General features: G+C 69.3%; 11 protein-coding genes. 5 read left to right on the forward strand and 6 right to left on the reverse strand.

Features of this window, described 5'->3' with window-relative positions:
* Window positions 1-185: hypothetical protein (locus tag IE136_RS12875; protein ID WP_189600381.1), on the reverse strand; the 185-nt coding region annotated here is incomplete at its 3' end.
* Window positions 186-1,104: 919 nt separating this feature from the next.
* Complete coding sequence (locus tag IE136_RS12880) at window positions 1,105-1,842, reverse strand: VOC family protein (protein ID WP_158984077.1); 738 nt, start codon at window positions 1,840-1,842, stop codon at window positions 1,105-1,107.
* Between the two features lie 445 nt (window positions 1,843-2,287).
* Here IE136_RS12880 and IE136_RS12885 point away from each other — a divergent pair, with 445 nt between their 5' ends.
* Together IE136_RS12885 and IE136_RS12890 are read left to right on the forward strand one after the other, a co-directional pair.
* On the forward strand, window positions 2,288-2,497 hold the full coding sequence (locus IE136_RS12885; RefSeq protein ID WP_158993875.1) for a hypothetical protein: 210 nt from the start codon (window positions 2,288-2,290) through the stop codon (window positions 2,495-2,497).
* Entirely contained in the window at window positions 2,494-3,222 is a 729-nt protein-coding gene (locus tag IE136_RS12890) for a restriction endonuclease (RefSeq protein WP_158984075.1), read from the forward strand. The genes IE136_RS12885 and IE136_RS12890 overlap by 4 nt, the downstream gene beginning before the upstream one ends.
* Before the next feature lie 437 nt (window positions 3,223-3,659).
* On the opposite strand, the gene IE136_RS12895 is transcribed toward IE136_RS12890, so the two are convergent.
* Window positions 3,660-4,304 (reverse strand): CBS domain-containing protein, encoded by a 645-nt coding sequence (locus tag IE136_RS12895; protein ID WP_189600382.1) that lies wholly within the window; start codon window positions 4,302-4,304, stop codon window positions 3,660-3,662.
* Between the two features lie 794 nt (window positions 4,305-5,098).
* Between IE136_RS12895 and IE136_RS12900 the strand changes: the two genes are divergently transcribed.
* Window positions 5,099-5,437 carry a thioredoxin family protein gene (locus tag IE136_RS12900; protein WP_158984071.1) on the forward strand — a complete coding sequence of 113 codons (339 nt, stop codon included), beginning with the start codon at window positions 5,099-5,101 and terminating at the stop codon, window positions 5,435-5,437.
* A gap of 452 nt (window positions 5,438-5,889) precedes the next feature.
* On the opposite strand, the gene IE136_RS12905 is transcribed toward IE136_RS12900, so the two are convergent.
* Complete coding sequence (locus IE136_RS12905; RefSeq protein WP_158984069.1) at window positions 5,890-6,771, reverse strand: GNAT family N-acetyltransferase; 882 nt, start codon at window positions 6,769-6,771, stop codon at window positions 5,890-5,892.
* A 647-nt stretch (window positions 6,772-7,418) separates the two neighbouring features.
* Here IE136_RS12905 and IE136_RS12910 point away from each other — a divergent pair.
* Window positions 7,419-8,288 (forward strand): SMI1/KNR4 family protein, encoded by an 870-nt coding sequence (locus tag IE136_RS12910; RefSeq protein ID WP_158984067.1) that lies wholly within the window; start codon window positions 7,419-7,421, stop codon window positions 8,286-8,288.
* A 416-nt stretch (window positions 8,289-8,704) separates the two neighbouring features.
* Window positions 8,705-9,079: a hypothetical protein gene (locus tag IE136_RS12915; protein WP_229818808.1), complete on the forward strand. Its 375-nt coding sequence runs from the start codon at window positions 8,705-8,707 to the stop codon at window positions 9,077-9,079.
* 1,281 nt (window positions 9,080-10,360) lie between these two features.
* Here the strand turns inward: IE136_RS12915 and IE136_RS12920 are convergent.
* Together IE136_RS12920 and IE136_RS12925 are read right to left on the reverse strand one after the other, a co-directional pair.
* Window positions 10,361-11,230, reverse strand: coding sequence for an alpha/beta fold hydrolase (locus tag IE136_RS12920; RefSeq protein ID WP_189600383.1), 870 nt, complete (start codon window positions 11,228-11,230; stop codon window positions 10,361-10,363).
* A gap of 1,215 nt (window positions 11,231-12,445) precedes the next feature.
* Window positions 12,446-12,679: hypothetical protein (locus IE136_RS12925; protein WP_189600384.1), on the reverse strand; the 234-nt coding region annotated here is incomplete at its 5' end.

Below are 12,679 nucleotides of genomic sequence, written 5' to 3' on the forward strand. Positions count from 1 at the left end.
CAGATCTGCTGGTTTGCGCGTGCGGGCCCCGAGCCGTTGCCGAGGAGCCCCAGCCCCAGATCGGCGATGTTGATGAGGCCGTTCTGCACGGTCCCCTGGTGGATCTCCTGGTGGCACAGCGCCGGGTCGGCGCCGTTGCCGCTTCCGTACGCGTTGTCGGCGGAGGCTACACCTGCCCCGAGCATGCTGATACTCCCGACCATGGCAGCCACAACAGCGGCCTTGCGAAGGTTGCGCACGGCATCTCCACTTTCGTCAGACTCGGCACGAGTCGCTTTCAGTGATACTGCTGAGCCAGACGTTATGAGATGTATCTCCCTTTTCGTTAGACGCCACGCCGATATCGGAACACCGAGCGCCGCCGCGAACAGGCCGACCGAAAGCTCACCGCCCCTCCCGGCCTAACCGTCGCCGTGTTGTCGCACTGAGCAGCACGCCAGGTGGGCGGTGACGGTTGTGCCGTCGGCGTGGTCTCGGGGGCCATGCGGTGGATCAGGTGCCCGCCGAAGCCGCTTTGGGCGCTGTCCAGGTCAGGTGTGCGCATGCGGGGGCCGGTTCCAGGGCGTTGAGAAAGTCGCGGGTGGCGTTGCGGGGCCTGGGCGACATCCGCCGTGCGGCCGCAGAGGAGGGGAACGCCCCTCGCAGAGCAGTACGCCGGTGCCCAGGCTCCGCTGCCCGCCGCCGAGCGGCAGATCCGTGCGGGCGGCGCCCCCGTGGCCGCGCCCGGGCCCGAGCACGGGAGGACGGGCTGTTCGGGCCCGGGAATCTACCGCCTCATCCCGCCGTGCTGTCCTTGCCGGGCAGCCAGGATGACGCCTCCGTGGCGACCAACCACGTGGAAACAGCCACCCCTGATCGGGCATTACCCCACACCTGCTCGATGGATGTCCCCAGCCTTGTGGCCCCCGACCTGCGACCGGGCGCCGCCGTAGGCGCCGGGGCCGTACGGGCACCACCGACAACTACGGCACGCTCGGGGCCTTCCTGACGTCCGTTGATGGGCGCGCTGGGTCACCAGGACACCCTCCCCGTCTCCGGCGGCATGCGCTGACGCCACGCGGTCTTCGCCGCTGACCCGAAACCGGCCTGAGCCGTTGCTCAGGGTCAGCGAGGGGTGAGGAGGCAGAACTCGTTGCCTTCCGGGTCGGCCAGAACCGTCCAGGAGATCGCGGACTGGTCGATACCAGGGTCGGTGGCGCCCAGGGCGCGGAGTCGGGCTTCCTCTGCTGCCAGGTCGTCACCGGGGTAGGGGCAGACGTCGAGGTGGACGCGATTCCACACGCTCTTGGTGTCGGGGGTGCGGAGGAACTTCAGGTAGGGGCCTACGCCTTTGGCGGATCGCATGGCCGCGTGGTCGTCGGTGACCTCGTGCAGCGTCCAGTCCATCGCCTGGCCCCAGAACCGTGCCATTCCTCGTGGGTCGGCGCAGTCGACCACCACCGCGGCGATCGGCCCGGTGTCCTGGTAGATCGGGCGGGGCTCCAGGACGCAGAACTCGTTGCCCTCCGGGTCGGCCATGACCGTCCAGGGGACGTCGCCCTGACCCACGTCGGCGAGCGTCGCACCGAGGTCCTTCAGGCGTGCGACCAACTCCGCCTGATGGGCGGTCGAGGTGCTGGCCAGATCAAGGTGCACCCGGTTCTTCACCGTTTTTGGTTCCGGGCGGGCGACGATGTCGATGCAGACGGCCACGGGGTCGGGGTAGGCGAAACCCACGGGTTCGAGGTTGGTGACGCCGGGTCCCTCGCTGTCGACACCCCAACCGAGTGTCTCCGCCCAGAACCGGCCGAGCACGGAGTCGTCCTGAGCCTTCATATTGATCTGCACGAGTCTTGTTGCCATGCAGTAGAGCCTAGAAGCTGCCGCCGACCCGGGCCGCCGCGATCAGGCATGTGCTCGCCCCGGTACTGACCCGGGCAGGAGGCGGAGATCGTGGTCAGGACACCTTTCGTGTCCGGCCGTATGGACTTGGTATCGCACGGACCCGACCGGAGAGGTAGCCTCCGCCGCGGTACGGCTCTTCGGGTTTCCCCGTGTCGTCGCACAGCAAGTTCGCCCCAGACATCCGACCTCTCACACGAACGTCTTCACCGCGGCTGTCACCAAGCCCGTCGTACCGGCTCATGCAGAACGTCGCTCACCACGGTATCCAGCCAGGTCCGACTGCTTTGTGCCATTCGTCGGCAATCTGCCTCCGGCATCACTGAGGCCCGGCTACACAAGAATGCCGGGGTGGCGCAGCCACCCACACGGGAGCGTCGGCCGGGTGTGACAGGGGTGTGGGCAGCTGGTGACCATCAATGTGGCTGTGCTGCTCGCAGTCATCGTCTTCTTTCGGCTGCGCCGTCGCGCACATTCCCGCAGCCGCTTCGACGAGAAGATGACCGTGGTCATCGTCCTGGCCCTGGGAGTCCTCCTCGCCCCGACGCCGGTCGGCGAGGGAATCCTGAACATCCTCGGTCAGCTCGCGAGCGGCGTCACGCAGGCCAGCCGATGAGCCCCCGCGCCCGTAGAAGGCGGGGGAGGACCAGGCGCCCGCCGGTGTCGCGGCGTACCCGGAGGCAGAGCAGGCGGCGGCAGCGCGCAGACGACCGGCTGACCGGTCTCCTCATGGCCGCGGGCCTGGCCGCCGCCCTGGTGGTGGTCGTCGTCAACTGGCTGCTGGCCCACTGGTGGATCCTGATTCTCATCGGCGCGCTTGCGGTGCTGGCCGGTGGCGGCCGGCTCTACCAGAAGCAGCAGAAGGCCCGGTGGGAAACGGTCCGTGCGCAGGGCCTGCGCTACGGGCTATCCCAGCTGGACGCCCCGCATCACTCCCGGTTGGAGGACGCGGTGCGGGACCTGATGCGCCGCGACGGCTGCCAGGACGCGACCCGGGTCGGGGGCGGCGGGGACCTGGGCGCCGACGTGAAGGCCACCGACCCCTACGGACGGCGCTGGGTGATCCAGTGCAAGCACAGGCGTAACGGCCTCGCCGGCTCCGCGGTCGGCACACTTGACCTCCAGGTCCTCAACGGCACCGCCCGCCAGGTCCACGGCGCCGACATCGCGGTCATCGTGACGAACGGCCGGGTCACCGCGCCCGCAGTGGCCTTCGCCAGGCAGCAGCGCCTGCACGTCGTCGACCGCCACACCCTCGCCGTGTGGGCGTCCGGCTCACGCCCCCTGTGGGAACTACTGCGGGCCGTCCCGCCACCCCGCAAACCGACCGCCCTCTCCTGAGAAGACCGGGGCAGCGGGATGCCTCCCGAGGCCGCCGCGCCGGGCGCAAACGCGCTGATGATGCGGCGGCGCTCGTGTGGGACGAGCGATACGGATGGCGTACCGCGACCAGCCGGGGCCACCCGATCGGCGAGGACTGGCACCGCTCTGGAGGGCGAGGGCATCCGCTACCTCCGCAGCGGCCTCCGGGCCGGAGCCGCTTGAGGCGCTCGCCGAGGGCCGCACGTACTCCACGCGCCCAAGGTCTGAATCTTGCCGTGGCGTACCCCTCGCGCTGGGGCCTTCGGTGCGGTGTTCCCAGGCCACCCCGCTGGGGGCGTTCGGTTGGCCAGACGGGCCGTTCACACTGCTCGGTCACACCTGCGTCCGAGGCTTGCCCAACCCCACGCCACCGGCCTTGCCCAGTGCCTGACCAGCGGCAACCTCATCACCGCAGGTCAACCCGCCTGGGCGGCGTCGAGGTGGGCGTCCACGGAGACGACACCGTCGACGCCCTGGCAGAGGCCCACGACCACCGGGACGAGACGCGGGTCCGGGACGTGGCCCCGCAGGGTGACGACCCCGTCCCTGGCTTCGACCGCGACGGTGCCCTCGTCCAGACCGAGGATGCGTCCCAGGATGTCCTGCTCGACCTCATCGCGGATCTCGGCGTCGGGCCGGATGAAGGCGTCGAGTAGGTCGCTGCGGCTGACGATGCCGGTAAGGAGCCCGTCGTCGCTGACCACCGGCAGCTGCTTGACGTGCCGACTACGGAGTTCCCGAGCGGCCCGGGGGATCGTCCAGTCGGCGCGGGCGGTGAAGACCGGGCTGCTCATCAGCGCGCCTGCGGTCCGGGCCCGGGCCTTGCCCCAGGCGTGCTCGTCGCTTCCGTCCGGCCCCTGGGGATCGGGCCTGCCGGTCTCATGCCGCAGCACGTCGGACGCGGACACGACACCGACGGGGGTGCCGTCGTCGTCGATGACGGGGGCCGCGACGATGTCGTTCGCGTCCAGTAGGGCGGCGACCTCTTGAAGCGGTGTACCGGGGCGGAGGGTGACGACCTCCTCGGTCATCACGTCACCGACCGTGCGGCGGTGCAGCATGGCATCGGCCTCCTCCGTTTTGCGGCGGGGCGGCCGCGGCCGGACCGCCCGGGGCGGACGACGCGCGGCACGTCGGCCTCCGCGGCCCTGCCGACTCGTCAACGCGTCTTCCCTACCCATGACAGCACTCCGCCGCTCCGCCGACCAGTGACCTTCGACCGGGCGAGGAGGGCCCGCAACGCCCGCGCTCCACTCCGTGACCTGGCTCGACCAGCGCACCCTCACCCAGCTGAGGGCCCAGTGCATCGCCGACCACCGCTCCGCCGACCCCGGCCTCACGCCCGCACAAGCGGCCGCCGACCTCGGATATCCGGCCGGCCGGCTCCGCACCGCCCTCGCCCAGACCGCCACCGGAGCTACGCGCCCGCGCCGCCGCCCCCTACCTCGCCACGATCGCCCAAGCCATGCACAGGGCCGGCCTCACGGACACCGACCAGCCGCCGATCATCCAGCAGCTCGGAGACGGCCGGTGCGCCGCCGCTCTGCCCTTAGTGCGACGCCGCGCGGGCCGCGAATCGCGACCTGACCAGGGCCCTCGACCAACGTGGACGCCGCACGGGCTTCTCGCCGACGCCTAGGACCGCTTCTCCCTCGGCCCAAGCTGCCCCGCGACCGGGCTCCGCATCCAGAAGTGGAGGGGGCCGAGCGGGGAGGCAAGGAATTGACGTCGTGCAGTACTCACCGCCCCGGTTCTCGCGCCCCGCCGTCTCAGAGGGCCGGTGCCGCCGGGCCGGCTGCCGCACCGCGCGGGGGATGATGGGGATGGAACGACGGAACATATGTCAGGAGCTTCCATGACGAAGCGGGTTCACCAACCCCGTGAGGACGCAGAGTTCGATTTCATCCTCAGGATGAGCAAAGTCCCGGTCCTCGCGTACTTCACCGGGACGTGGCCCAAGGCAATCGAGCCCTGCCGGGCGATGGACCTCGTCGTGGGCGGCATCGCCGACGAGTACACGGGCCGCCTGACGGCCGTCCGCACCGACATCACGCGCTGTCCGGTCGCAACCGAGCGATACGGGATCACCGGGGCCCCGTCCTTCGTCCTGCTGAAGGAGGGAGAGGCGGTGGCGCACGGCACGGGGCCCATGACCACCGCCGAGGTGCGGGACTTCCTGGACGGCCACCTGTGAGCGGCCGCCGCGGCGCTGCGGCCGCATCCTTGTGGTGCAGGGAGCATACGCGCGAAGTGACTGACGCGGACGTTGCCCGGCCTCGTCACGACTGACCTCCCCTGCGCGGCAGGGCCCTCGCACCAGTACGTCGTCCTGGAGAACTGCAAGCGTCAGTGGCGGCACGATCGAGGTGATCGTGTGGGACAGCGCCCCGACGCCGCCGGCGGTCCTGGCGCCCGGCCCGACCCGGATCGGCCGGCACGGCTTGGAGATCGTGATGGCGGTCGGTCAAAGCTTTTGTGGTCCATCGCGAGCACGTGGAGAAACGGATCTCCACGGCCATCATGCTGGCCGACGATCCAGGGGGGCGTAGTCCAGCCGACGGCAAGCCCGGCAGGTACGAAGGGGATCCCAGGAGAACTCGCGGTTGCGGGGGCCGGGTCAGAACGATGGCCCGGCCCCCGTCGTTCCTAGAGATCGAGTTGGTACTCGAATGTCGTGTGCATCGGCACGTAGCCGAGCGCGTCGTTGATGTGGCGCATGTACGGATTGTTGTCGGCGGTGTCGGTGAGCAGGCCACCCAGGTCCGGGTGCCGCTCGTGGGCCTCTCGGATCGAGGCGGCCTTCATCCAGCGGGCGAGGCCGTGCCCGCGGTGCTTGGGCAGGACGCCGGTGCCGTAGTGCTGGCCGTCGCCCTTGCCGTCGCCGGGGACGACCAGTTCGGTGAACCCGGCGATCGAGCCGTCCGACTCGTCGATGGCAACCACGGTGTGCAGTAGGTCGCCACGCCTTTCGACTGCCGCCGCTGCGGCCCGGACCCGGTCCAGGTCCCAGGTCACCGTGCCGAAGTCGGTGCCGCCCATCGGCATGTCGTCCATGGCATGACGCGACGCGACAAACGTCTCGGCGAGGCCGTCGGGGACCGTGCCCTCCCATGACGCCAGCAGATAGCCGGGGTGTGACTGGTCGGTGATCTCGGTGAGAGCGGTGATGTCCGCCTCGGCCAACGACAGTCGGGTGAAGGTCAGGGTCAGGACCCTGCGGAAGCCCCGGGCCGGCAGGAACCGGTCGCCGGGAGAGCCGGCCTCGGCCTGCGTGATGACAGAGCGTCGGCCGTCCTGGCGTGCGGCGGCGATGGCCGCGTCCAGGAGCCGGGATCCGGTGCCGTTGCGCCGCTCGGCCGGATGGACGTGGAGCTCCAGTGCGGCGAGGTGGTCCTGCCCGGTGCTGGTGTAAAGACGCAGGAACGCCGACCCGACGGGGATTCCGTCGGTGTCGGATGCCAGCCACACCAGGCGGTGGCTGGACAGGATGGTGTCGGGGTCGGTCAGTGCGGTGATGCGAACAGACAAGGTGTCTCCGTCGTAGGGAGGTGGAAGCTGTCGAGACCTGGGTTCGACTGCTGACCGTTCGTGCGCATGTGCTGCACACCTCCTTGACGACGGCGTCGGCCTGGGGCGACCGGCGGCCCGGTGAAGATAGCCGTGCCGACCCGGAAGCAGCAAAGGGTTTACAGGTGTCGCTTCAGAATCCCTGCTCAGGCCCTCATCGGGCGACCTTGAGCGGGGTGCCGTCGTAGGTCCACTTGTACGGCTCGGCGGCGATGTTGCGGTTGATCACGTGCTCTCGAGCTTGTCGATCAGGTCGTCGCGGCTGCGGAAGTCTCCGTGCCGCAGGACCCCGCGGGTCAGACGGAAAAGAAGAGCTCCACCTGGGTTCAGCCAGGCGGAGTAGGCGGGGTCCAGTGCACGTGCCGTCGCGGATGGTCGGCCAGCCACTTCTTGGTGCGCTTGGCGGTGAGGGAAGACCCGTTGCACAGCACCACGTGAATGTCCTGGCTTGGCGCGATGGTCGCGTCGAGCTGTTCGAGGAAGGCGGTGAAGGCCGCCGAGTCGTTGTTCCAGCCTCAGTTCGAGCAGGTCATGGGCGGGACGGCAGGCCGGAGGTACGACGCTGCCTCGTGAGCTCTGCTGTCGGCGGCGAGTGCTTGACTTGCGGCATGGACGACGAACAGCTTCTGGCCGCCGTGGCCGAGATCCTGTGGCCGGATCTCCGTGACCTGGATTGCCGTGAGCACGGACATGCGTCAGGTCATGTCTGCCTTCCTGTCTCCGGTCGTGCTGACCTGAGCAACCTTGTCGAGGCCCTTTCCGACCGGTACGGCGAGCCACTCGCCGGCGCCGACCGATTGCCGCCACTGCCCTTGTCGGAGCAGGTCGACTGGAGGTACGCCTGGCCGTTCACTGACCGGTGGGTCTCCTTCGGTCGAACCCGTCAAGGCGAGGATGCCGGCCCCGCCCTGCTGATCGCCTTTCGCAGCACGCCGGTCACGGAGCAGTTGCCCGCCGAGACCTCGTGGCTGGAACGGCTCGTCGCCGTGACCGGCTGGGTGCCGAGGAGTGCGAGCCAGGTCGACTGGGCGGCAGTCGAGTCTCGCCTAGGAACACGCCTGCCGAGCGACTACAAGGCCCTCGTCGAAACGTTCGGCCATGGCCTGTTCGACGGCTTCCAGTACGTGTCCGTGCCGGACGACCTGATCAAGAACGCCGAGTCGGCGGCGAGACTGGGCCAGGCGCCCTGGGAGCCGTATCCGCCGTTCCCCGCCTCGGGCGGGCTGGTGCCTTGGATGAGCAACGAGCACGAGCAGGGGTTCCACTGGATCACCGGGGGTTCCGACCCCGACCGGTGGCCCGTCTACGTCACCGGAGCCGAACCGGGGGCAGGGCATCGGTTCGACTGCACGGCCACGGAGTACCTTTTCCGTCATCTCACCGACCCGAAGCACCCGATCCCGATGCCGGTGGACTTCCGCGCGCACTGGTTCATGGACTGCTCCGGGAACATGGAGTTGGACGCGACGATGGAATAGCGCGCGCAGCACCGTAGAGGCTCGCACATGCCCGGCAACCCCGGTGTCCCTCACCCGCCCAGCAGTTGATGCCGGTCTCTCGCGGGTCGCCCGGACGTCTTCGCGGCCGGCTTCGGCGTCGGTACCACCCCGATCGGACGCTAGAGGGAACGCTACCGCGATCGAGGTCGGTGCCACGAGCTCTCGACTCGACCCGCCCATCAGCAGAATGTGCGGCAGATGACTGCTCCGGCATGCCGCCGGGACCATGGTCACCAGCGCCCTCGCGGGGAGATCATCGGTGGTCTCCGTCGGGTCATCTCTCTTGTGATGAGATGGCGTAGGGGGCATCCGGGTGGATGTCCCCTTGTGCCGGAACTGCTCTTGATCCCCCTGCCGTCGTGGTCTGCAGTTGCACGACGACTGAGGAGGCACTCATGACTGGGTTTCAGGCGCTCGCCAAGGCTCCGGACGTGGCGTTGGATCTCGACCCGTACCGCTTCCCTGCCGTGTTCATGGAGGATCGGTACGAGGAGACGTCGACGGCCTGCGGTTCCATGGAGTTCGGCGACTACTCGCTGCCGGCGCCGGCGCAGGTGCCGTCACCTGCGCCGGCACCTGCGCCGTCGAGCCGGCCGTCCATTCGTCTGGCACCGGCCGACCGTCGTCGGCTGGATTTGCACGCCGCTCTCACCGCGGCAGGTATCGCGCCCCTGCCGGGCGACCTGCACGCCATCGATGCCCTGTGCACGCTGGACGACACCACCCACATCGCGCTCCAGCGGTGGCTGGGCGGCTTTGGCAACTCCTGACACATCACAAGAGTCGGCCGGTTGAATCCGCCACTCTCCGCCTCCCTGCCCATGCCGCTTCTGGTCCGGGATAGTCGGCCACTTCGTCGGCTGATCCCAGGAACGAGGTAGCAGATGACCCCCTCTTTGTGGTCGGCTCGGTGGCTGGCTTCCGCTTGTGACGACCCCACCACGTGTCTGCGTGAGTGGAGACTGAGCGAACGCGGTGTCGTGCTCTTGCCGGCGGGGCGGCTGTGGGACGCCCTGGCCGTTCCGGAGACGCTGGGGCACGGCCTGCTCAATGCTGTGGCCCGCCGTGGGCATCCAACGACCGGCCCGGTGCTTCGCAACAGCAGGCGGCAAGAACTCGTGCTCTTGATGAGTCCAGGCAGCACCGCAACAAGGCTGGAGAAGGCCGCTCGGTATCTGACGACCGAGACATGGCTGGCCGTGCCCGACCCCGGCCGGAAGGTGGCCGAACTCTCCTGGCTCGTCCCACCCGACGGAAAGGGAACGCTCTTCTCCCCAACGGATGTCTATCCCGCACTCACGCCACGACAGTCAGCGAAATGAGGAGCAGTGAGGAAAGTGACCGGCCGCGCGTATTCGACGCTCCGAAGGATTCCCTACCTGCGGACGACCTGGACTTGGCTGAGGGCCGCCGGCCTCGGATGCTTCACCGCGCTGTTACGTCGCCTGGTCTGGGGAGCCCGCCACGATGTCTACCGGTTGAGAGGTAGGTTGCCTCAGGCTTCAGAACCAACGGATCGCAAGGTGTGATGGACGAGGGTGAGGAGTCACCCGTGCGGCGAAGACACAGGGAACGTGTCCGGTGCCCACAGCGGTCGAGGCCGAGATCACTCCGGAGCTCACTCAACAGGCCCTACCGGGACAAACTCCTCGTCTGACCCGGCCCAGGCGTTGCAGTGGTGCTTCAGCTCCCGGTGCCGACTCCGGGCGGGCTGCTGATTCGACAACGCGGGGCCGCGGCCGTCGGGGCCGCCTGCTTGCAAGAGTTGGCAAAACTCAGGCTGAGCGGAAGCCCCGGCCGACAGAACCGTTGTGCCCCCAGGACGGCTAGTTCGAGGTAGAGCGCCCTGGAGGGGCGAACACCCCGCTCACCGGGCGGCTGAACAAGTGCAAGCAGGCAGGCGACCGGCAGCTCCGGGGCGGCGGACCGCCGCCCCGGACCCGCTCTGCTCCGGCGTCCGACGCACGTGGGATCGCCGGCATGAGGGAACGGCAGCGGGGGCCTCACACGAGCGGCTGCCCTCACCACCACCGCCCCTCACCCGATTCCGGTCACGCCTGACCGGAGGGGGCCGGGAGCGTGGCGAGTTCGCCCAGGGCGCGGGCGGCCGGCGCCGGGTCGACCAGCCACTTCAGGTGGCTGCCCTCCAGTGTGCGGACGTCGTACGGGTTGTCCGGCGTCAGCTCGTTGCCCTCGCGGATCAGCCGGTCCTGTATGGCGAGGGGCATGCTCGCGTCGTCGGCAAGGCGGATGTAGGTCTTCGGGATGCCGCCCCAGGTGTCGGCCCGCGCCCGGTCGGCAGGACCGCCCACGTCCAGGTTCTCGTCGGGCTGGAAGGTGTTCAGGAAGGCGAGGAACTGTTCGTCGGTGCCGTCGGCGAAGAAGGCCGCCTTGAGCGCCGCGAGCGAGTCGGGGTTCGCGGTGCGGAAGTTGACGCGGAGCAGGCCGAGGTCGGCAGGGTTCCCGGCCAGCGTCGAAGCGAAGGCAGCTGGGTCGACCCCGGCCATCTCCGGCTCGGCGTAGTAGTCACCGACGTCGAGACGGACCGGGCACCAGGCCGACACGTAGACGATGCGGTCGATCAGGTCCGGGCGCGCGTTGGCCGCGGCCGTGGCCGTGATGCCGCCACGGCTGTGGGAGACGAGGATCACGGGGCCGTTCCGCTTGGCCCGTTCCAGGATCCCGATCAGGTGCGCGGCGTTGTCGGCGAGCGTGACGCCCTTGATCGAGCCGGGCGCGGTGGCGAGCCCGTCGGGGTCTTGGGGCGCCTGATAGGCGCGGGTGAAGGTCGCCTGGAAGCCGTGGCCGGGCAGGTCGACGGCGACCGAACGGTGACCGAGGAGGCCGAGTTCGGCCTGAAGGGGCGCGAAGGAGAAGGAGTTCGCGAAGGCTCCGTGAACCAGGACGAACGTCGGTTGCATCTGTCTACTCACTTTCCGGCCGCCGCGGTCTCCGCGGCGGCCATGGCCGGCCCCGGCCCCGCGAGCCGACGCACGGCCGAGGAACGGGCCCCGTCCGCGGCCCACCGTCCCGCCGCGGGGACGTCTTCGTGCGTGGAACACGCCACTCGGTCAAGTGCGTTGCCCGGCGGGCATGGTGGGGGACATGCGTTTGGTGTCCGAAGATTCACATTACCCAGCAGAAGATCATCCGCACAGGATCTCGGGTGGGTTCACGGAGCCATAGGACGATTGAGGCGAGGGGGAGGCAGCCTCGCAGCGGTCGCCGAGTCTGTCGAAGCGGGTGGCTGGCCCAAGCCGGGAAAGTCGTCGCGGGCACGGATCCCGACCGGGTGGGCATGTTCGTCCGGCAGTCTGAACGCCTCGCGCGTGGCCTCCCGGACGAGGACAGAGGATTTCCCCCGTCGTCGATCGCCATGGCCCTGGTCGAGACCGGAAAGCCCTGGTCGAGAGCGATCCCGACCGCGCGGCGGGCTACGCCCGCGAAGCGAACGCATCGTTCGCCAGGCATCCGAGGACAAAGGGCACCGTGACTGGCAGCTGAGCGAGATCATGCGCCTACAGGCCGAACTCGTCACACACGGACCGCCCTACGCCGACCGCGCCAGACGGACCGCGGGAAGAATCACCGACGACGTGTTCAAGGCGATCGCCCTACGAGACCTGGCCATAGCGCTGGCCCCCTGCTGACACCGAGCACGCCGAGCGCATCGCCCAGGACATCACCGACTCCACCTGGCGAGCGCATGCCCTGGCAGCGATCGCGACAGCGCGGCTGTGAGCCCGACGTCCTTCTCCCTGCCGTGATCCGGCGCGGAACACGATCCCAGTGTTCGGCTTCCACCCGCTGCCGCGAGAAGCGCAACGCCCGGGCGACCGTTGCTCTGAGGTTGTCGTAGCGGACCTCTCCGGTCGGCCCCCCCGCCCAGCGCGTTGAGAGCGTGGACGTGACACTCGAAGAGCTCCTCCGCGGTCCTGCCCGCTCTCGCCTCGGCCTCGTCCTCCTGCTCGTCGCACGGCCGCTATCGGTCGCCGCCTGCATGGCCTTCTTCCGCACCCCGTGGCCGGAGCAGGCGTTCGTCTCCTGGGCCGGTCTGCGCGGCAGACTCGCCCGCTGGTTCGGCGACCACGGGCACCTCGAACCCCCGCCCCCGAGTTGGCGAGCGCTGAGAGCGGTCAGTGTCTGCGGCGGCGGGCAGCGTTGCGGCGGGCCGGATACACGATGCTCACCGGCCACAGGACGAGCAACAGAGTCAGGGTGATCTCCACTGGAATGGGGTGCCGTGCGGTGTCGGCCTGCTGGGCCGGGCTGCGCATCATGATGCGTGAGAGGTTGCGGGCGAAGCCGATGACGCCGCCGAGATGGGCGGCCTGGGCGGCGAGCAACAGCACGGTGCCCGTGCTGTTGCT

The organism is Streptomyces lateritius, assembly GCF_014649715.1.
Classification (GTDB): domain Bacteria; phylum Actinomycetota; class Actinomycetes; order Streptomycetales; family Streptomycetaceae; genus Streptomyces; species Streptomyces lateritius.